Source organism: Streptomyces sp. NPDC037242 (assembly GCF_055604165.1).
In genome coordinates this window covers 74,205-94,703 of sequence record NZ_JBVJUY010000020.1, presented here as the reverse complement: position 1 = coordinate 94,703, position 20,499 = coordinate 74,205, and the positions used below count along the sequence as shown (strand labels likewise).

At 73.0% G+C, this 20,499-nt stretch carries 16 protein-coding genes; 3 read left to right on the top strand and 13 right to left on the bottom strand.

Annotated features, from left to right (window positions below):
- Positions 1-140 precede the first annotated feature (140 nt).
- Positions 141-2,135 (top strand): carbohydrate-binding protein, encoded by a 1,995-nt coding sequence (locus ACZ7GJ_RS23595; RefSeq protein WP_470754424.1) that lies wholly within the window; start codon positions 141-143, stop codon positions 2,133-2,135.
- Positions 2,136-2,217: 82 nt separating this feature from the next.
- On the opposite strand, the gene ACZ7GJ_RS23590 is transcribed toward ACZ7GJ_RS23595, so the two are convergent.
- The 8 genes from ACZ7GJ_RS23590 to ACZ7GJ_RS23555 form a co-directional block, all read right to left on the bottom strand.
- On the bottom strand, positions 2,218-3,048 hold the full coding sequence (locus ACZ7GJ_RS23590) for a PaaX family transcriptional regulator (RefSeq protein WP_470754422.1): 831 nt from the start codon (positions 3,046-3,048) through the stop codon (positions 2,218-2,220).
- A 112-nt stretch (positions 3,049-3,160) separates the two neighbouring features.
- A complete protein-coding gene (locus tag ACZ7GJ_RS23585; RefSeq protein ID WP_470754513.1) occupies positions 3,161-3,868 on the bottom strand; it encodes a maleate cis-trans isomerase family protein in 708 nt (235 codons plus the stop codon).
- Positions 3,869-3,967: 99 nt separating this feature from the next.
- The gene (locus ACZ7GJ_RS23580) at positions 3,968-4,873 is read right to left on the bottom strand and encodes a fumarylacetoacetate hydrolase family protein (RefSeq protein WP_470754420.1); all 906 of its coding nucleotides are present in this window, start codon (positions 4,871-4,873) and stop codon (positions 3,968-3,970) included.
- Positions 4,874-4,985: 112 nt separating this feature from the next.
- On the bottom strand, positions 4,986-6,098 hold the full coding sequence (locus ACZ7GJ_RS23575) for a cupin domain-containing protein (protein ID WP_470754419.1): 1,113 nt from the start codon (positions 6,096-6,098) through the stop codon (positions 4,986-4,988).
- Entirely contained in the window at positions 6,095-7,135 is a 1,041-nt protein-coding gene (locus ACZ7GJ_RS23570; RefSeq protein ID WP_470754417.1) for a carbon-nitrogen hydrolase family protein, read from the bottom strand. Before ACZ7GJ_RS23570 ends, ACZ7GJ_RS23575 begins: the two co-directional genes overlap by 4 nt.
- 12 nt (positions 7,136-7,147) lie before the next feature.
- Positions 7,148-9,532 (bottom strand): bifunctional salicylyl-CoA 5-hydroxylase/oxidoreductase, encoded by a 2,385-nt coding sequence (locus ACZ7GJ_RS23565; protein ID WP_470754416.1) that lies wholly within the window; start codon positions 9,530-9,532, stop codon positions 7,148-7,150.
- A 104-nt stretch (positions 9,533-9,636) separates the two neighbouring features.
- The gene (locus ACZ7GJ_RS23560) at positions 9,637-10,149 is read right to left on the bottom strand and encodes an acyl-CoA thioesterase (RefSeq protein WP_470754415.1); all 513 of its coding nucleotides are present in this window, start codon (positions 10,147-10,149) and stop codon (positions 9,637-9,639) included.
- A gap of 11 nt (positions 10,150-10,160) precedes the next feature.
- Entirely contained in the window at positions 10,161-11,786 is a 1,626-nt protein-coding gene (locus ACZ7GJ_RS23555) for an AMP-binding protein (protein ID WP_470754413.1), read from the bottom strand.
- 298 nt (positions 11,787-12,084) lie between these two features.
- Here ACZ7GJ_RS23555 and thpR point away from each other — a divergent pair, with 298 nt between their 5' ends.
- Positions 12,085-12,669 (top strand): RNA 2',3'-cyclic phosphodiesterase, encoded by a 585-nt coding sequence (thpR, locus tag ACZ7GJ_RS23550; protein WP_470754412.1) that lies wholly within the window; start codon positions 12,085-12,087, stop codon positions 12,667-12,669.
- A 947-nt stretch (positions 12,670-13,616) separates the two neighbouring features.
- On the opposite strand, the gene ACZ7GJ_RS23545 is transcribed toward thpR, so the two are convergent.
- The 4 genes from ACZ7GJ_RS23545 to ACZ7GJ_RS23530 form a co-directional block, all read right to left on the bottom strand.
- Positions 13,617-14,114, bottom strand: a complete 498-nt coding sequence (locus ACZ7GJ_RS23545) for a hypothetical protein (RefSeq protein WP_470754410.1) — start codon at positions 14,112-14,114, stop codon at positions 13,617-13,619.
- Positions 14,098-15,147 (bottom strand): SCO0930 family lipoprotein, encoded by a 1,050-nt coding sequence (locus ACZ7GJ_RS23540; RefSeq protein ID WP_470754408.1) that lies wholly within the window; start codon positions 15,145-15,147, stop codon positions 14,098-14,100. The genes ACZ7GJ_RS23545 and ACZ7GJ_RS23540 overlap by 17 nt, the downstream gene beginning before the upstream one ends.
- A 149-nt stretch (positions 15,148-15,296) precedes the next feature.
- On the bottom strand, positions 15,297-16,745 hold the full coding sequence (locus ACZ7GJ_RS23535) for an NADH-ubiquinone oxidoreductase-F iron-sulfur binding region domain-containing protein (RefSeq protein WP_470754406.1): 1,449 nt from the start codon (positions 16,743-16,745) through the stop codon (positions 15,297-15,299).
- Positions 16,742-17,698 (bottom strand): hypothetical protein, encoded by a 957-nt coding sequence (locus tag ACZ7GJ_RS23530; protein ID WP_470754405.1) that lies wholly within the window; start codon positions 17,696-17,698, stop codon positions 16,742-16,744. The genes ACZ7GJ_RS23535 and ACZ7GJ_RS23530 overlap by 4 nt, the downstream gene beginning before the upstream one ends.
- A 458-nt stretch (positions 17,699-18,156) precedes the next feature.
- Here ACZ7GJ_RS23530 and ACZ7GJ_RS23525 point away from each other — a divergent pair, with 458 nt between their 5' ends.
- Positions 18,157-19,419, top strand: a complete 1,263-nt coding sequence (locus ACZ7GJ_RS23525) for a PucR family transcriptional regulator (protein WP_470754403.1) — start codon at positions 18,157-18,159, stop codon at positions 19,417-19,419.
- Positions 19,420-19,496: 77 nt separating this feature from the next.
- On the opposite strand, the gene ACZ7GJ_RS23520 is transcribed toward ACZ7GJ_RS23525, so the two are convergent.
- Complete coding sequence (locus ACZ7GJ_RS23520) at positions 19,497-20,315, bottom strand: RNA polymerase sigma factor (RefSeq protein ID WP_470754402.1); 819 nt, start codon at positions 20,313-20,315, stop codon at positions 19,497-19,499.
- Positions 20,316-20,499: the final 184 nt, after the last annotated feature.

Sequence of the window (20,499 nt, the reverse complement as noted above, 5' to 3'; positions counted from 1 at the left end):
AGAGTGAGATGAAAACTTTCAGTTCGATCCGGCAAGTGATTCTTGTGAGATCCATTGCAATCCGTCATCGCGGGTTGCTAGCGTGCCGCGCGCCCAGCTCACCGCAGACCGGTCGCCCCACCCCAACCCGGGAGAACCCGATGATGCGTTCCCGTGTGTCACTGCTGTCCGCCCTCGCCCTGCTCGTCCCGCTCACCCCGCTCACCCCCCTCGCCCTCGGCAGCCCCGCCGCGGCGGCGCCGCCGGGCCCGGCGGCCGGCCAGGCCGCTCCCGCTGCGCTCGCCCTCGCCGATCCCGGTTTCGAACAGGGCGGTACGGGCTGGCAGTTCACCTCCGGCACCGGGGTCGCCACGAACTACCCGCACGGCGGGGCGCGGCTCGCGTACCTCGACGGCGGGCCCGGGATGAAGGTGTCCCAGACCGTGACGGCCACGGGCCGGGGCGTGTACGACATATCCGCCTGGATCGCGACGGGCGGTCCGAACGGCCGGTACGTGGCCCGAGTCAACGGCGTGGTCGCCGCGGCGCTGACCCTGCCCAGCGCCTCCAACTACCGGCGCTACACGCTCAGTCGGATCCCCCTCGCCCCGGGCGACACGCTGGAGATCGCCTTCGAGTCGGGGGACGCCTGGGTCAACTCCGACGACGTGATGCTCTCCCCCGCCTCCCCGGCGGACCCCCGGATCAGCTCCTCGGACCCGAAGATCGTCGAGATGTTCGACTGGTCGAAGCGCAAGGCCAACAGCTGGGTCCACCTGCCCGGCACCCTGGGCCCGCTCAACGTGGACGAGCGCAACACCGGCGGCAGCGGCACCGGGACCTACGCCGCCTCGTACTGGGCCGGCTACGCCAACCGCAGCGGCTACTACTCGCGCGACATGGCCCACCAGCTGGCCGGCGCCGGGGTCCTCGGCCTGCACGCGGAGAACAAGGCGATGCTGCGCTCCTTCGCCGCGTCCGCCACCGCCGCGCACAAGTACTACCCGGCGTGGGCACTCAACTTCGACGCGCGGACGTACCTGTCGATCGACTACAAGAGCCCCGGCAACTTCGTCCGCGAGGTGCCCGCCACCTTCGAGCTGGTACAGAAGTCCGAGGAGGCCTACCGCTGGAGCGGGGACCGCTCCTACCTCGACGACCCCGCGCTGTGGGACTTCTACCGGCACGCCACCGACGAGTTCGTCACCCTGCACGACGGGCTCAAGGACAACGGCGCGGTCAAGGTGGCCGAAGGCACCGGCCAGGGCATCTTCCAGGGCACGGCCAGCTACAACGAGCAGAGCGACGAGCCCCTCGCCGAGGCCGGCGACGCGATCGGCTCCCAGTACCAGGCGTACGTGGCGATGGCCTCGCTCGCCCGCGGCAAGGGGGACTGCGCCCTCGCCGACCGGTACGAGGCCAAGGCCCGGAACCTGAAGGCGTACTTCAACTCGACCTGGAGCGGCACCGGTTCGGGCGCGGACATGGTGCGCGGCTACACCACGGACGGGCGCGCCCTGACCGGCTGGGGCAAGGAGAACAGCTGGTTCATGCCGATGAAGCAGATCCTCGAACCGGGCCCCCGCCGGGAGGCCTACCTGGACTACATCGACCAGCAGGCCTCGGGACCGGACCGGCCGGACAACATCGAGGCCCTCACCTACCTGCCCGACACGTTCTTCCGGAACAACCGCAACGACACCGCCTGGAAGTGGATGAAGGACGTCTACGACCGCAAGGACATCCAGCACGTGAACACCAAGCAGGGCACCAACGGGGACTACCCCGAGGTCTCCTTCACCCTGGTCGGCCAGACCGTCGAGGGCCTGATGGGCGTCGTCCCCAACGCACCGGCGCGCACCCTGAGCACCCAGTCCCGGCTCCCGTCGGGCATGGACTGGCTGCAGATCGACGACCTCCGGGTCGGGGGGTCGACCTTCTCCCTGCGCCACGACGGGGCGACCAAGTCGTCGCTGACGCACGGCTCGGGCGCCGCCTCGTACACCTGGGAGGCCCGCTTCCCGGGCTCGTACGCCACGGTCACGGTCGACGGGGTCGCCCGGCCGGCTCGTACGAAGGTGGTCGACGGGGTGACGTACACCTACGTGACCCCGGTCGTGGCCCCGGGCCGCACGGTCACGGTCCAGGTCGGCTGACACCGGGACCGACGCCGCGGCTGACACCGGGGCGGGCCGGTCGCCACCGGCGGCCGGCCCGCGTACCCGGCGGCGCCTCGGATCAGTCCGACTCCGCGAGGCCGGTGACCTGCCGCACGTGCAGCAGGCTCGGGGCCGCGAGGACGTCGTGCAGCTGCTGGAACGTGCGGCGGGCCGCCACCGCGTTCCAGTCCGCCGGGAGCAGCTCGCTGGGCAGACCCGGGTCGAGGTAGGGCAGTCGGCGCCACTGGGTGAGCATCGGGACGTAGTGGCCGAAGGCCTCGGCGCCGTCGATGTCGCGCTGCTGCGCCAGCCCTTCGGCGACGGGACCGTACGCCTCGGTGAAGGTGGCGTACTGCTCCTGGATCGCCGGGAAGTCCCACCACGAGCTGACCGTCTCGGGCAGCTCGCTGAAGGCGGCGTAGTCCGCGGCGAAGAGGTGCACGTAGTCGCTGAGCCCGAGCCGGATGAGCATGTCCCGGGCGTCGCCGAGGAGCCGGCCGGGTGCCAGCCACACGCCCGGGGCGATGTTGCCGAACCCCAGCCAGGTCAGCCGGGTGCGCAGCTGGTAGCGGTACGACCGCTCGGACTCCGGTACGGAGAAGACGGCCATCGCCCAGCCGTCGCTCAGCTTCGCCGCTTCCAGGCTGCCGAAGATGCGCCGGTCGCCCTCGTCGAAGACGGGCTGCGCGGCCGGGCTCAGCCGGTAGCCGGTGGCGCCCCGGCGCTCCGGTTCGAGCACGCCCTTCTTCTTGAGGCGGGAGATCGCCGAGCGCACCGCCGGGCCGTCGACGTCCAGCTCGGACATCAGGGTGATCAGGTCGGCGACGGAGATCCACCCGCCGAGGCGGCGCGCGAACGCCCCGTAGACCGTGTTGATCAACGAGCTGGGCCTGAGGGGAGTGTCCGCCATGATCGCCTTCCGTCGTGTGCGGTCGCGATCCTACCGAGCCGGGAGGACGGGGCGCCGTCCAGGCCCGGGTGGCGGCTCGGCGGGTGCGCTACGACGGGGCGGCGCGGCGGCGTCATCGCGCGTAGGCCCCCGACAGGAGGTGGCCCGCTCCGGGGGCCACCGCCGGGAGGTCCAGGGCGCGCAGCATCTGGTGGGCGGTGCACACGGCCGCCGAGACCACGGGCTTGCCGAGGATCTGCTCGGCCTCGTCGATCGCGCCCAGCGAGGGCATCTGGACACAGGCGGAGAGCACCACGGCGTCGGCGTCGCTGTGGTCCAGGGCCTTGGCGAGGCCGGGGAGGCGGGCGGGGTCGTGGGCGGCGACGTCCAGGTTGTTGGGGATCTCCAGGGCCCGGTAGTCGAGCACCTCGATGCCCTCGTGGGTGAGGTAGTCGACGACGGTCTGCGTGAGCGGGCGCATGTACGGGGCGATGAGGGCGATCTTCTTCGCCCCGAGGGTCTGCAGACCGTGGACGAGGGCGCCGGCGCTGGTGACGACCGGGGCGGGCGCGCCGTTCTCCACCGTACGGGTGTGCAGGCGCTCCTCGGAGGCGCGGTGGTAGCCGAGACCCATGCTCATGATGGCGACCAGGCAGGCGTAGCCGAGCACGTCGACGTGCGCGTCGGAGAGCTCGACGGCGCAGCGGTCGGAGTCGGCGTCCATGGCCTTCAGCTGTTCCGGGGTCACATGGGTCATGCGCATCCGGCTGGAGTGGAAGGTGAAGCGTTCCGGCGCGATGGCCTCGCGGGCCCGCAGGATCGCCGGGACCTCGGTCTCCATCGTGACGTTGGAGCTCGGCACGATCTGGCCGATGCGGTAGGTGCGGGCGGCGGGGTGGGCAGGCTGGGCGAGGTGGGCGGGGTGGGACACGTTCGCTCCTCAGCGGGCGTCGACGACGCGGTTGGTGAGGGTGCCGATGCCTTGGACGGTGGCCTCGACGGTGTCGCCGGGGTGCAGGAACTCCGGCGGGACCATGCCGGCGCCCACACCCGCGGGCGATCCGGTGGCGATGACGTCCCCGGGTTCGAGGGTGACCCCGGAGGAGATGTCGGCGATGAGGCGGGCGATGGGGAAGAGCATGTGGCGGGTGTTGGACCTCTGCTTGGTGACGCCGTTGACGCGCAGCGAGAGGTCGAGGTCCATCGGGTCCTGGATCTCGTCGGCCGTGACGACGGCCGGGCCGAAGGGCGCGTAGGAATCCTGGCCCTTGGAGAAGAACCACTGGCCGGAGCGCCGCTGGTCGCGGGCGCTGATGTCGTTGACGATGCTGTAGCCGAAGATGTGCCCGTACGCCTCCTCCTCGCTGACGCGGAAGGCGGTGCGGCCGATGACGACGGCGAGTTCGCACTCCCAGTCCAGCTGTGTGGTCAGGTCGGCGTTGTGCAGGATCGGCTGTCCGGGGCCGGTGACGGCCGTGGCGGGCTTGCTGAAGAGCACCGGGCGCGTGGGCCGCTCCTTGTCGGTGTCCAGGCTGCGGCTGGACTCCTCGACGTGCTCGACGTAGTTCAGTCCGACGCCGATGATCTTGCCGGGGCGCAGTGGGGCCGCCAGGGTCACGTCGTCGAGCCGGTGGACGGCGCCGGCCGGCCGGTCGGCCGCGGCGCCGGCGAGCAGTCCGCGGACGGTCTGCTGCGCGGCGGCGCCCGCCCGGATGAAGGACATCAGGTCCAGGGGGACTTGTACGCCGGTCCGGTCGGCCAGGGCGGCGATGTCGAGGACGAGGTCGTCGACCTGCGCTCCCAGGCGGTGGGGCGAGTCGTCGAGGGTGTAGGTGACCAGCCGCATCGGGTGCTCCTTGCTGTGAAGGGAAGAGGGGAAGAGGGGGCTCGGGGCCGGAGGTGCTCCGCCGCGCCGGGGCCGGTGTCAGGGCCGGCGGCGTCCGCCGCGGCGGAGCGGTTCAGGAGGTGGGCTGGTGCCCGCCGTTGTCCGTGTACGCCTCTTCGCGGTGGAAGCCGAGGGAGCGCATGACGGGGAAGTCGTTGAAGGAGAAGAGGCAGGCGTCCTCGGACTGGTCGAGGTTGTGGTGCTCGTGCCAGGCCCATGAGGGCACGCAGAACATGTCGCCCTGCTGCCACTCGAACCGCTGTCCGGCGATCACCGAGACCCCGCGCCCCTTGGCGGCCGTGTAGATCACCGAACCGGTGTGGCGGTGGGCCGAGGTCGCCTGGCCGGGTCGCAGGAGCTGCATGTGCGCGCCCATGGTGGGCATCACCGAGCCGCCGGTGAGCGGGTTGGTGTACTCCGCGATCACGCCGTCGTACGGGGATCCCTCGGTGGCCCTGGCGAGGTTGCGGAGGGCCTCGTAGGTGGGCTCCCAGGGGAACGCCAGGAGCGGCGAGTAGGGCCGGGTCCACTTCTCCACGCCGTAGGGCAGGAGGTTCGCGCCGTAGGTCAGCACGGAGGAGTTGATGACCTTCCCCGGGGTCTGGTACAGCTCGGGGTGGACCTCGTAGAAGCCCGCGTCCAGGGCGTTGACCAGCGGGATGTCGAGTCCGTCCTGCCAGATGACGGGGGCGTCGTCGGCCTCGTTGCCGTGTTCGTGCCAGGTGCCGTTCGGGGTGATCGCGAAGTCGCCGGGTCCGACCTTGAGCTTCTGGCCGTCGACGATCGTCCACGCGCCGGTGCCCTCGTGGACGAAGCGCAGGGCGGCGGCCTGGTGGCGGTGGGCGGTCATGGCCTCTCCCGGGCCCATGATCTGCAGGCCGGTGTAGAGGAGTCCGACGGCGGCGCTGACGTCCTTGCGGCCCGGGTTGACGAGCATCACCACGCGGCGGCCCGCGTCGTCGGCCTTGACCAGGTCGAGGGCCTTGCGGACCAGGGGCCGCAGCTCGCTGTAGCGCCACAGCACGGGGACGGACTTCGGCTGCGGGTACCAGGGCTCGATGTCGTTGGCCACGGTCCACAGGGCGCCGGCTTCGAGCTGGGCGAGTTCGCCGTAGAACGCGGCGAGTTCGGGAGAGTCGGCCACGCGTGCTCGGCCCGGTCGGTTGTCGTCGTACTCGGTGGTCATGCGTCCTCCTTCGGGATGGCGGCGGGTTCGGTGGTGAGGGGCCCGGCGGTCAGGGGCCCGGCGGTGTGCGCGGGGTCGGTCGCGAAGGTCACCGGGGTGCGCGGCCGGTTGTCGACGTGGAGCTGGAAGACGTCGAACCGGTTGTAGTGGCCGACGATGTCGTGCATCTGCTTCGGCTGGATGCACTTGGCCAGGTCGATCTCGGCGTAGACGATGCCCTCGGTGTCGATCAGCGGCTCGGTGACGGGCCGGCCGTCGGGGCCGAAGATCCCGGACAGGGCGCTGCGGGGGCGGGCGAGCATGCGGCGTACGTCCTCGTCGTCACCCGCGATGGTGTCGACGATCTCCGGCGAGATGGTCGAGCAGGCCACGACGGAGAAGACCTTGCCCTCGAAGCTGTGGGCGGCGGTGCGCACGGCGATGGCGTCGGCCATGTCGTAGTCGGAGGGCGCCACCGGGAGGGCGATGTAGCAGGAGGCGTGCACCAGTTCGCCCTGAGCGAGCAGGGTGAAGCGGGCCAGCGTGTTGGTGTTCTCCCCGCAGGCGAGTGCTCCGAGGGGGCCGACGGGGGTGGGGTGGACGCGCAGTGAACTGCCGTCGCCGCCGGTCCAGGTGAGCTTCTCGGCCCAGGTGGGCACCAGCTTGCGGTGGACTCCGAGGAGTTCGCCGTCCGGGCCGATGGTGAGCAGGGTGTTGTAGAGGACGCCGAGGCTGTACGGGCCCCGCTCGTTGACGCCGATGACGAGGACGACACCGTACTGGCGTGCGGCGGCCCGCAGTTGGTCGACGTACGGGCCGGGAACGTCGATGGCCGAGCGGTAGAGGCGCTCGAACCACGGTGAGCCCTGGACCGGGGTCATCGTCCAGTTCCAGTACGGGTATCCGGGGACGAACACCTCGGGGAAGACGACCAGTTCGGCGCCGGCGGCCGCGGCCTGCGCGATCAGGGCGATCGCCTTGTCGACGGTCGCCGCGGCGTTCAGGTACACGGGGGCCGCCTGCACGGCCGCGGCGGTGAAGCGTGGCAGGTTGTCCATCGGTTCTCCAGGTCAGCGGGCGGCCGCGGCGGCGGCCGCGGGGACGTGCGGAACCCAGCGCTGGTGCACGGGGGCGGAGGCCTCGCGGAGCAGTTGGAGGCGGGGCGGCACCCGGTCGGTGCGGGCGCGCGGGGGGCGGCCGCTGCCCGCCCGCCAGGATGCGGGCCAGGGCGCCGCGGGGCCGCTGTAGCCCTGGGCGGCCGCGGCGTGCAGGGTCCACAGGGGGTCGTGCAGCTGGGCACGGCCGACGGCGCACAGGTCGGCCCGGCCGGCCAGGATGATCGAGTTCACGTCGTCGTACGTGGAGATCGCCCCGACGGCGATGGTGGGCATGCCGGTGGCGTTGCGGATCAGATCCGCGAAGGGGGTCTGGTAACTGCGGCCGTAGCGGGGCCTTTCGTACGCGACGACCTCGCCGGTGGACACGTCGATCGCGTCGGCTCCGGCCGCGCCCAGGGCGCGGGCGATCTCCACCGTGTCGGCCTCGCTGGTGCCGCCCTCGGCCCAGTCCGCGGCGGAGATGCGGACCACGAGCGCCTTGCCCGCGGGCCAGACGGACCGCACGGCGCGGAGGACTTCCAGGGGGAAGCGGAGCCGTCCGGCGAGGCTGCCGCCGTATGCGTCCGTTCGTACGTTCGTCAGCGGGGAGAGGAAGCCGGACATCAAGTGGCCGTGGCCGTACTGGAGTTCCAGTGCGTCGAACCCTGCGCGATGGGCACGTTCGGCCGCGGCGGCGAAGTCGCGCGCGATGGTGTCCATGTCCTCGCGGGTCGCTTCGCGCGGGATCACGGCGCCGGCGCCCCAGGCCAGCGGCGAGGCGGCGACGAGGGGCCACCCCTCGGCGCCGAGCGGGACGGCCCGGCCGTCCGGCCGGGGTACGCCGGTCGCGGCGCGGCGGCCGGCGTGGGTGAGCTGGATGCCGAGGCAGGTGTCCGACTGCCCGTGCACGAAGTCGGTGATGCGCCGCCAGGCGGCCTCCTGCCCGTCCGTGTACAGGCCGGGGCAGCCCGGGGTGGCGCGGCCGTCCGCGCTGACCGCGGTCATCCCGGCGAAGACCAGGCCGCAGCCGCCCAGGGCCTGGGTGCTCAGGTGGACGAGTTCGAAGTCGCCCGGGATCCCCTCGCGCGCGGTGTACAGCGCGGTGGGCGGTACGACGACGCGGTTGCGCAGGCGCAGGCCGCCCAGTCGCATCGGGCGGAACATCGGCGGGGCGGCGGCCGGCGCACTCCCGCTCCCGCTGCCGTCCGTGTGCCAGGCGTCGACCGCGGTGGTGAACTCCTCGTCCCGCACGCGCAGGTTGTCGTAGGTGACGCGGCGGCTGCGGGTCAGGAGGTTGAAGGCGAACTGCGGGGGGTCCTGGGCCGTGTAGCGGCCGACGTTCTCGAACCATTCCAGGCTGGCCTGCGCGGCGCGCTGGGTGGATTCGACCACCGGCCGGCGCTCGGCCTCGTAGGCGGCGAGCGCCGAGGCCACGTCGGGGTGTTCGTGCAGGCAGGCGACCAGGGCGAGCGAGTCCTCCATGGCGAGCTTGGTGCCGGAGCCGATGGAGAAGTGAGCGGTGTGGGCGGCGTCGCCGAGCAGGACGACGTTGCCGTGGCGCCAGGAGGCGTTGCGTACGGTCGTGAAGCGTATCCACTTCGAGGCGTTGGGGATCAGGCGGTGGCCGTCGAGGTGGTCGGCCAGGATCTCCTCGCAGAGTCGCACGCTCGCCTCGTCGCTCTCACCGCGGGCGAACTCCCGGTCGGCGAGGGCCTCGAAGCCCGCCCGCCGCCAGTCATCCTCCGCGATCTCCACGATGAACGTGCTGCGCTTGTCGTCGTACGGGTAGGCGTGGACCTGGACGCTGCCGAAGTCGCGCTTCTCGACGATGAAGGTGAAGGCCTCGAAGACACGGTCGGTGGACAGCCACATGTAGCGGCAGTGGCGCTCGTCCAGGTCCGGCCGGAAGCTTTCCGCGTACGTGTCGCGGGTCGCGGAGCGGATCCCGTCCGCGGCGACCACCAGGTCGTAGCCGGCGGAGAGTTCCTCGACGGGCGGCGCCTGGGTGCCGTAGTACACATCCACCCCGAGCTCCGCACAGCGCCTCTGCAGGATCTCCCGCAGCCGGTTGCGGTCCAGGGCGGCGAAGCCGTGGCCACCGGAGACGTGGACCTCGCCGCCGTAGCGGACGTCGATGTCGCTCCACCGGGCGAACTGGGCGGACATCGCCGCGAACACCTCGGGATCGGCCTGGGCGATGCCGTCCAGCGTCTCGTCGGAGAAGACGACGCCGAAGCCGAACGCGTCGTCGCGGGCGTTGCGCTCCCAGACCGTGATCTCCCACTCCGGTGAGAGCTGCTGGGCCAGGGCCGCGAAGTACAGCCCGCCCGGCCCCCCTCCGATGACTGCTACACGCACGGTGTTCCTCCTAGTGGTTCTGAACAACAGAATATGTTGACTATTTGGCGACCGTCAAGAATGCGACACATCCTGTTGGTGCGCCCCCTTGCTCATGCGATTGCTCATGCGATGAGTTCGGGAGCCTGCGGGCCGGCCTTCGTGAGGACCTCCCGCACGTCGTCGGGCCAGGGCGTGGATCCGGTGGCGCGCGCGGCCGAGTGGGCGATGACCATGCGCCCGGTGGCGGCCGGCTCCTCCCCCTCGCCGCGCACGGTGAAGGCGTAGTGCAGGGAGCTGGCCCCGACCCTGACGACCTTCAGTTCGGTACGGACGGCTTCGCCGAACCACAGCCGGGCCCGGTAGTCGGCCTCGAAGTGGACGCGGGGCGTGCTGCCGAAGAGGTGGGCCAGTCCCAGCCGGCGCAGCAGGACCGCCTCGGCCGCCTCGACCCAGCGCACGACGGTGGAGTGGTGGTAGTGGCCGGCCGCGTCCGTGTCGGGCCATTCGACCCGCCGCTCGATGACGACGCTGGGCAGGTTCGGCTCGTGCGCTTCGGGGCATCCGGCGGCGCAACTGCCGGTCGGAGCGGAGGCCGTCTGCTGCTGGGGGGCGGACCGGGGGGTGGAGGTGTCCATGGCCGTGCCTTTCAGGGGGTGTCCGGGTTGGCGCGCCTGCGCAGTTCGGCGCGCCGGAGCTTGCCGTTGCTGGTGCGCGGGAGGTCGGTGACGAACTCGACGGCGCGCGGGTACTTGTAGGGCGCGACGGTCTGCTTGACGTGGTCCTGGAGCTCCTTGACGGTCGCCCCGTCGGGCGCGACACCCGGACGCAGGACCACGTACGCCTTGACGAGCATCCCGCGCTTGGCGTCCGGGGCTCCGACCACGCCGCATTCCTCGACGTAGGGGTGGACGGCCAGCGCCTTCTCCACCTCGGGGCCGGCGATGTTGTACCCGGAGGAGACGATCATGTCGTCGCTGCGGGCCACGTACCAGAAGTAGCCGTCGGCATCCCGGACGTAGGTGTCGCCGGTGATGTTCCAGCCGCCCCGCACGTACGCGCTCTGGCGCGGGTCCTCCATGTACCGGCAGCCGGTGGGGCCGGTGACCGCGAGGAGGCCGGGCTGCCCGTCCGGTACGGGCTCGCCGCCTTCGTCGACCACCCGGGCGCGGTATCCGGGGACGGGCCTGCCGGTCGAGCCGGGCCGGATGTCGCCGTCGGAGGCCGAGATGAACACGTGGAGCATCTCGGTGGCGCCGATGCCGTCGATGATTCCGAGCCCGGTGGCGGCGTGGAACTCCTCCCACACCGCGACCGGCAGCGCCTCCCCCGCGGACACGCAGCGGCGCAGGCCGGCCAGCTGGTGCACCGCGCCGGCGTCCATGATCGCCCGGTAGGCGGTGGGCGCGGTGAAGAGCACGGTGACCCGGTGCTCCTCCACGAGGTCGGCCAGCCGCTGCGGGCCCGCCTGCTCGACCAGCAGGGTCGCCGCACCCACGGAGAGCGGGAAGACCACCAGGCCGCCGAGCCCGAACGTGAACGCCAGCGGCGGGGTGCCGGTGAACACGTCGTCCCGGCGGGGCCGCAGGACGTGGCGGGAGAAGGTGTCGGCGTTGGCCATGACGTCCCGGTGGAAGTGCAGGGTCGCCTTCGGCCGTCCGGTGGTGCCCGAGGTGAAGGCGATCAGCGCGACGTCGTCCGCCGCGGTGGCGACGTCGGCGAAGCGCCCGTCCTTCGCGGCGCAGCGCGCGACCAGGTCCTCCTCGCCGGGTCCGCCGTAGGCGAGCACGGCCGGGCCGGGGGCGCCGGCGGCGGGGAGCTCGCCGAGGAAGCGGTGGTCGCACAGGGTGACGGCCGGCCGGCTGATCCCGTACAGCTCGGCGAGCTCACCGGCGCGCAGCAGCGGCATGGTGGTGACGGCGACCCCGCCGGCCTTCAGGACGCCGAACCAGGCGGCCACCAGCCAGGGGTTGTTGGGGCCGCGAAGCAGGACCCGGTTGCCGGGGACGAGGCCGAAGTCCTCGGTCAGGACCCGGGCGACCTGGTTGGCGCGCTCCAGCAGGTCGCCGTAGGTCCAGCGCTCGGTGGGGGTCAGCAGGCAGGGCCTGTCGGGCCCCCAGCGCCGGACGGCGTCGTCGAGCAGCCGGTGGGCGCAGTTGAGCCGGTCCGGGTACGCCAACTCCGGTAGGTCGAAGTGGAGTTCGGGCCACAGGGGGAAGGGAGGGAGCCGATCGCGACAGAACGTATCGACATGGGCGGACGGGGAGAGCTCCATGGGGGCGGCACCTCGATCTCGGGGCGGCGGGGAGAGTGGAGCAAGTATCTCGCTAATCTTGCGACCGTCAATGATTCGCAATAGATGGATTCGGTTAACAGCTTGTTACACGTGTAACACGCGATATGCTAGGCACCACCCGGAGATCAGTTCAAGCATTTCGGACAAATCCCACGATCGGCACATCGGGGCTGAGGCACGTGTAACCGGCGGCGTCGGGTGCGCCGGTCGTGGATCACGCGCGGCGCAGAGGGGGCCGGTGGTGCTGGACGGTCCGGGACAAGGTACGAAGTCCCCTGTGAAGGAACAGATCCAGCCCGCGACCGTTCGCGTGTTCATCGCTCTCGCCCCGCCCGACGACGCGAAGGAGGAACTCGCGCGGGAGCTGCGCCCTGCCTACGCCGCCTACCCGCACATGCGGTGGAACCGCATCGAGGACTGGCACATCACCTTGGCGTTCCTCGGCGAGCTCCCGGTCGGGACCGTTCCGCTCCTGCGGCCGCCGCTGGCCGGGCTCGCGGCGCGGCGCCGGCCGCTGGAACTGGCGCTGCGCGGCGGCGGGCACTTCGGCGAGCGGGTGCTGTGGAGCGGGATCGACGGGGAGCTCGACGGGCTGCACCTGCTCGCCACCGAGGTGCGCGCCGTGGTCAAGGAGTGCGGCATCCCCTTCGAGGACCGGCCGCTACGCCCCCACCTGACGCTGGCCAGGTCCCGCCGCAACGATTTCTCCAGCGCGGTGGAGGCCGCCGACGGGCTCGGCGCGTTCACGGGCCGCCGCTGGCCGGCCGAGCGCCTGCACCTGGTCGGCAGCAACATCGGCCGCGGCCCGGGCCCGATCCACTACCGCGACATCGAGTCCTGGGGCTTCGCCGGCGGGTCCTGAGCGGGGGCGCGCCTTTGCGGGCCGGGGCCGGGTGCCCGGACGAGGCGCCGCATGGCCCGGCGGGGCCGGGGTGCTCGGGGTCGGCCGGGGCCCCGCGCGGGCGGCGCGGGCCGCCGGCCGGGCCGGGCCCGTACCGCGTCCGGCGGTGGTGGCCGACGGGCGGCCGCGTCGGCCAGTTGGTCAGCAGTGCGAGCCAGGCCTCGGGCCCATGCCGGTCGGTGTCCTCGGTACGAGCCGACTCGCCTGGACGGCAGCGAGGGCGGCGACCCTCACGGTGGCGGCATCGCGGTTCCAGCGGGAGCGGTCCTGCCCGGCGGACGGGACCGGGCTGCCGCCGGGTTCGTTACGGGCCGTGCGGCGGGCGCCGGTGAGCAGCCCGGGCCACCTCGCCGTCGGCGCACCGCCTCGGCGGCGGGCGCTGCTACGCCCGACCGATCCGCCGGGCCGAGGCCGCCACGGGCGCCAGGCGGGCGGGGGCGATCCCCGCGGCGGCCGGGTCCCGACGGCGCAGCGGCTGAGGGCGACTCCCGCCCGACGGCGGTGTCACGGACCCGACGCCCGGTCATCGGCGGGGGGCGGATCGCGTCGGCGGCGGGCCGAGGCCGCCACCGGCGCCACGCGGGCGGGGGCGATCCCCGCGGTGGTCGGGTCCCCCGACGGCGCGGCGGTGTCGCGGACTCGGCGCCCGGGTCATCGCCGCGGCCCCGATCAGACACCCGCGCGGGGCGCCGAGGGCCTGGGGCGCCGGTTGGCGCGGCAGGTCCTCGGCGGCCTAGGTGTGCGTCACGTCTCGCGCCCCGAGCGACCGCGCAGTTCGGGGAGCGGTGCGCGGGAGGTCGACGGTCCAGTACCCCGCCGGGGTGCCGTCGGCGGCGGTCACGGACCGGGCCCCTGCCCGCCGACGGACCCGCCGGCCTCGGCCGCGGACGTCCGCCAGACACCACCCACTACGGAGGCCCCGGGCTGTGCTGCCGGCCGTGGGTGGAGCCGTGCTCCGGGCCGTGTTCCGCGCCGTGGGACTCGCCCGACTCGATCGTTCCGCCGAGGCGCTCGCGCAGTGGCGTCAGGGCTTCGGCGGAAGCCGCGGTGACCACCCACCGGTCGCCGACGAGGTAGGTGCCCCCGTACATCCGCGATTCCGCCAGCCACGCCCGCTGCCCCTGCCCGGCGGCGAAGGTGGCCATGCGGTACGCCTCCGGCCCCGTCCCGCACGCCCCCTCCTTCAACTCCTCCGCGTCGACGGTGATCTCGGCCGTGCAGCCGAGCGCCGCCGCGATCTCCGCCACCGTGGTGCCGGGCGGGGCCGCCGCCTCGTGCTCCGTACGGTGACCGGCCGTGCATCCGCCGCACCACAGCGAGGCGAGGAGCACGGCCACGCAGGGCACCAGGTGGCGGCCGGTGACGCGGGCCGGGCGGGACACGGCCCGGTCACCCACCGGCTCCACCGGCCGGGACCTTCTTGCCGGCGTCGGTCACGGCGAACCACAGGCCCTGCTTGTTGTGCCCGTTGGTCTGCCCGGGCTCGGTGTCACCGGTGAACAGGTAGACCGGCCAGCAGTCGATCGTCAACTGCTCCGATCCGTCGGGCCGCTTCACCGATCCGACCAATTGCGACTTGATTCCCGAGACCTTCGACTTGTCCACGGCGGCCGCGGGCTTCCAGGTGTCGAGGCAGGCGCCGAGGCAGCCGAATTTCATCGGCCAGGCGCTGTCCTTGTCGAATCGGTAGAGCGTACGCCCCTCACCGTCCACGAGAATCTTCCCGAGTTTCGAATCGGCCGAAACGGAGAGCTCTCCGGCGGATTCATTCTTCGAATGCTCCATCTTTCCGGTACTTTCCGCATTCTCCGACTCCTCCGCCTTCTCCGTATTCTGCGCGCCCTTCTTGTCGACGGCCTTCTTCCCGTCGGCCGCCAGCGCGTGCCAGGTACCGCCGACCCCCTCGCCCTTCGCCTCGCCCGGCCCGCCGTCCTTGGCGTAGCGGTACACGGGCCAGCCCCCGAGCGTCAGCTGCCGGGTGCCGTCGGAGCGCAGGACCGAGCCGAGCATCGCCGCGTCGATGCCCCCCGAGGCCGTGACGTCGTCCGCGGGGACCACCGGCCAGGCCTTGGCGCAGTCGCCTTCGCAGTTGGACGCGGGGGGCTTGGCCGTGTCCTTGTCGAACCGGTAGAGCGTGGCCCCGGCGCTGTCGGTGACGACGCTGCCGACGTCCGCGATCTCCCGTACGGCCAGCTGCCCGGCCCGTCCGTTCACCTCCTTGCCCGCCCCCTCCCCGGCCGACGGGTCCGCCCCCGCACCGCCCGAGCCGTACCCGGAGCCGAATCCCGAGTCGTATCCGCCGCCCAGGGCCTTGCTGTCACTGGCCGGCTGTACGGAATTCACGTTGCGGGAGGTTTCGCCGCCGCTGCCGCAGCCCGCGGCCAGCAGCAGTACCGCGATCACCGATCCGGCAGTCGTCACCCGACGCCTGTTGTCCACGATCACTCACTCCTTCGAGTTCAGCCCGACGCTTTCGCTTACGTGTTCATTCATATGGCCTGAACGGTTCGTCGAATTGAAAATCCAAGGAATTTGTCAGATCGCGCCAATCGGTGAACTCGCCCCGGCGGCAGCCGTTCACCGCCGGCTCATTCCTGAATACGCAGGGCGAGGGCCGGGCAGCGCCGCACCGCCCGCAGCGCCTTCGGCCGCAGCCGTCCCGGCACCGGCATGACCCCCTGCGCGGGGTACCCGTCGGCGTCCAGCCGGACCACGTCGGGCAGCAGGTCCACGCACAGGCCGTGGCCCTTGCACAGCGTCCAGTCCACGACGAGCCGTTCGGGGTTCTCGTCCGCCGGCAGCGGCAGCGCCCCCAGGACGCGCCGCCCGCACCCGCTGCCCAGCGCGTGGTCGCGGAACTCGTCGGGGAAGACGGCCAGCGCGGAGGCCACGAAGGACGAGGTGCCGTCGGGGTGGCTGCACGCGCCGCGCCCGCGTACGGCGCGCATCCGCGCCTCCACGGCCTCCAGCGCGGCTCTCCCTCCGCCGCCCGCGAGGTCCTCCACCGCACTGGCCAGCGACGGCAGCCCCCTGACGCACGGCCCGCACTGCCCGGCGGACTCGTCCGCCATCCAGCGGGCCACCCGGGCCACTTCCCCGGCCGGGCAGGTGTCCTCGGGCAGCGGCAGGACCGCCCCCGCCCCGAGGACCGCGTCGTAGGCGGCGAGGGAGGCCCGGGACAGCGCCGCCGACTGCGCCGCGGCAGGCGTCAGCCACCGGCCGTGGTAGCCGCCGACCAGGACGCCCTGGCCGGGGGCCGATCCGCACAGGTCGAGGACGTACGCGAGCGAGGTCCCGGTCGGCACCTCGACGACGGTGGAGCCGCCGACCGTCAGCAGGATCGTGCCCGGCTCGGCCGGCAGGCCGGCCGTCCGGTAGCCCTCCGCGCCGAGTCGGGCCGCGACGGCGAGCTGGGCGTAGGTCTCGGTGTTGGACAGGAGGGTGGGCAGCGTGCCCAGTCCCCGTTCGCTGGTGCGCACCTTCTGCCCGGACGGCCTGGCGGCGCCGCCCTCCAGCCCGTTGACGAGGGAGGTCCCCTCGCCCGTGACGAACCGTTCGGGGAGTCTGACGACGCGGACCCGGCTGCCGACCGGGCCGCGTTCGGCGACGGCGGCGCGCAGCGACTGCTCCACGTCCTCGCGGGTCACTCCGACGACGATGTCCTCGGCGCCCAGTGCGGCGGCGGCCAGCAGGGCGCCGTCGAGCACGAGGTGCGGTACGTGCAGCAGCAGTGCGGTGTCCTTGAGGCAACTGGGCTCTCCCTCGCTGCCGTTGACGACGACGGCGGTACGTCCCTCCCGCGCCCGGGCGGACCGGGTGACGGCCCGGAGTTTTCGGGCGAACGGAAAGCCCGCCCCGCCGCGCCCCCTCAGGTCGATGCCCTCGGCGAGTTGCACGAGGGCGTCGATCGGGTACGGGGGCAGCGCGCCGTGCACGGTCAGGTGGCCGACCCGGTCGAGTCGGGCGGCCATGTCGAGGCCGGCCAGCAGCCTGGGCTGCCCCACGCACCCGAGGGCCGGGCTCGTCACCCCGGTCATCGCCGCCCCCGACCGACCGGGGAGGGCAGGACGAGGGGCTGTTCAAGCGTCTGTTCGCCGGGTGGCTGGTCCAGTTGCCGTGCGAGCCGCGCCGTCAGCAGCGCCGTGGGCTGTTCCAGGGGCTGGCGTACGAAGGGCTGTGGGGGCCGCGCCGGCGGCGCCGGGGCCGCCTTGGGGGCGGCGGCCGGGGCAGGGGGCGCGGGCCGGGCGGGCGCCGAGCGGATCCGCGCCCGCAGGCGCAGGGTGAGTACGGCGGCCACGCCGATCAGGCAGAGGGCGTATGCGACGGTCACCCAACCGCTCGCGGGGCGGCCGGACTTGAGCCCGTGGACGAGCGAGGCGCCCCAGGCCGGGTACGCGCCCATGTGCAGGGCGCGCCACCACACCGACCGGCCCTTGGTGGCGAAGGCGCTGCGGACGGCGCCGGAGACCGCGACGGCGACGAAGAGGTACCCGGCGAGGGTGCCGAGTCCGATGAGCAGGGGCCGGTCCCGATCCGCGAAGGGCACGACGGCGGCGGCGACCGAGGTCTGCGCCTCGGCGACCTTGACCCAGACGTGCAGGACGAGGAAGCCCAACCCGGAGACGGCGAGGGCCCGGTGGGCCCCCTGGGCGACGATCCGGTGCCCGGAGGTGAGCACCGTACGGTCCGTGGCGGCCAGGCCCCACAGGACGGCGGAGGTGAGCGAGACGAGCGAGAGCACGCCCGCGCCGTAGTCCAGGAAGTCCCACAGGTGCGTCAGGGCTCCCGCCCGGGCCGCCACGAAGAGGGAGACGAGGGCGGCGAGGGCGCCCACGACCAGGGAGGCCGGGTTCGGTCCGCCGCCGGCGGACAGCAGGGGCGGGCGCCGTACGGCCCGCCGACCGACGGCCGCGGCGGTGGCCGCGCCGGCATGCCGTCTGGTGCGCCGGGCCCGATGAGAGCGGGGCATACGGGTCTGGGGCAAGGGCATCGAGTTCTCCCATACGCCAGGGCCCGAGCGCTCCACCTCGCACTCGGCGCCCGGGGTAGTCGTCGGAACTGCTCCGCAGCGGGCGGGAGATGGATGCCTCGCCGACCGGGGAGCGGGGGCCGGAGTGCAGAAGCATCGTGGACCTTCGCAACGCCTCCACAGTATTTATCGAATCGTGACAAGTTCTTGTGGCCGCGGCATCATCACGTCGAACACCCCCGGAAGATTCCCTTCCAACGGTGCGGTGGCGACCGGGTCCAGGCCTTGTCGGCCGCCACACCTCCCCGACGGCAAATTCGAGGCAAAGTCGCGGGACTGCAAGTGGACGGCACTCTCCTGGAGGGAGTACGAGGTGCTCAACTCACCTGTCGGCACCGGCCGGCGGGGAGGGTGGCGGTCTCGGCAGGCTGGTCACCCTTCCACGGGGCGGGCCGTACCCCGGCATGAACGAGGTAACAATGTGCGAACTTCTGAACCGCATCTGGTCCCGCCCGCGGGGCGAGTGGACCCGGGTCCTGCGAAGGGAGCTGCCCGCGCTGGCCGCCGGGATAGTGGACGAACTCCGGGAGGGTATCCCCGGATTCGCCGAGCTGATCGAGGAGGTCGGCGAGGACCTGGTCAGACAGCGGCTGGAGACGGGCCTGCTCACCTCCCTGGGCTACCGCGAACCGGCGGACGGCGGCCGTCGGGCCGACCCGCAGCACGGCCTGGGCGAGGACTGCGGCCTGGGCGATGACCACGGCCCGGCCGGGGACGGGGGTCTGGTCGGGGACGGAGCTCTCGAAAAGGGAGTCCTCGGGGAGGGAGTCCTCGGGGAGGAGCACGCCCGGGAGCCGGACTCGGCCCTGGATCACCGCGAACGGCACAGGGTGCGCACGCTGGCCCCGTTGACCGTCGTCCCCCCGCAGGGTCTGGGGCCGGGGCCCGAGCGCGCCCGGCGCGAGCTCTTCGCCGCCCTTACGGGTGACATGGCCATGTCTGAAATTGCCCTCGCGGAACTCGCCTCGGCGGCCGGCTGGCCCCTCCCCACGGCCGTACGGGCCATCGCCCTCTCCACTCCCGGCGAGGCCCAGCAGCTGGCGGCCGCCCTGGACGACGGCCTCGTCGGCATGGTCGGCGGCCAGCCCTGCCTGCTCGTCCCGGACCAGGACCCCGAGGCCCGTACCGCTCTGGAGGCCGCGCTGCGCGGCCGGTTCGCCGCCGTCGGCCACACCGTCGGCCTCCGCGACACCGCCTCCTCGCTGCGCTGGGCGCTGCGGCTGCTGTCCCTCACCCCCACCCGGGCCGGCCTGGACGCACGGGCCGTCTTCGTCGACGACCACCTCTCGACCCTCTTGCTGCTCCAGGACGAGCCCCTGGCGCACGCGCTGGCGGCGCGCTGGCTGCGGCCGCTCGCGGACCTGACCCCGCGCCAGAGCGAGCGGCTCGAAGTGACGCTCCTCGCCTGGCTGGAGGGCGGTGGCGCGCCCGAGGCGGCCAAGGCCCTGAGCGTGCACCCGCAGACGGTGCGCTACCGCATGCGGCAGCTGGAGAAGCTCTTCGGGCCCGGGCTGCGCGATCCCCGCACGCGCTTCGAGCTGGAGATGGCCCTGCGCAGCCGCCGTCTCATGGCGCAGGTACGGCGCCAGGCCTCCCGGGTGAGCCGCCGGCCGCGCCCGGTGACGACGGACTTCCGGCCGCAGCTGGGCATGGGCCGCATGGCCCGCGTCAACGGCCTCTAGGAACCGGATAGTCCCCGACCGGGCGGTCCCCGGCCCCCGCCCACGCGGCGCGAGGGGCCGGGGACCGCCCGTCTTCGCTACTGGCCGACGAGTACGGCCGAAGCACCGGCGCGCAGCGCGGCGTTGAGGTCGAGCAGCTCGGCGTACGCCCGGGAGCAGGACCGGCAGGCGGCCAGGTGGCGGCTGAGCCCCCGCCCGCGCGGCGCCCCGCGGCGCCGGACCGCCGCCCCGAGTACGGAGCTGTAGTGGCGGCAGCGGTCATCGGCCGCGGTGTCGAGGTGGGCGTTCAGGTAGGCCTCGCGCAGCCCTTCGCGCGCGCGGAAGGCCAGCGAGGTCACCGCGCTCGGGGTGATGCCCAGCAGCAGCGCGACGGGATGCCGGCAGTCGTCCTCGACGAGCGTGTGCCACAGGACGGCCTTCCAGCGCTCGGGCAGGGTGTGGAAGGAGCGTGCGACGAGCCGGCGGTCCTCGCTGTCGAGCAGTTCGCGCTGCGGATCCCCGTCGGACGGGGCCGGCCGGCACCAGGACTCGACGTCGGGCGTCAGCACGGTCCGCCCGTCGCCGGCCCGCCACTCGATCGCCGTGTGGCGGACCACGGCCAGGAGGTACGGGCGCCAGTGCTCGCGGGGCCCGGCGCCGGACCGGACGGCCTGGAGGGTACGGATGAAGGCCTCCGAGACCAGGTCCTCGGCGTCCTGCGGTGCGCGGCAGCAGGCCCGCGCGCAGGCGAGGGCGGCGGCGCTGTGGCGCCGGTACAAGAGGTCGCAGACGCCGGGGTCCGCCGCGCCGGACGCGTAGGACCGCCTCAGGCGCAGGATGAGGTCCCAGTCGCCGGGCGGGGTCTCGTACCCGCCCTCGCGTCCCGGAGCGGCCTTGGTGTGACGAGAGCCGGACATGACACTCCTCATGTGTTCCAGGGCCCGCGGGCCCCTTCGGGCGACGGCAAGGTGCGGGGGGGGGGGGGGGGGGGGGGGGGGGGGGGGGGGGGAGGGCGCGGGGGGGGGGGGGGGGGGGGGGGGGGGGGAGGGGGGGGGGGGGGGGGGGGCCCTCCGGGCGGGGGAGGAAACAAGAAAAAAAAGA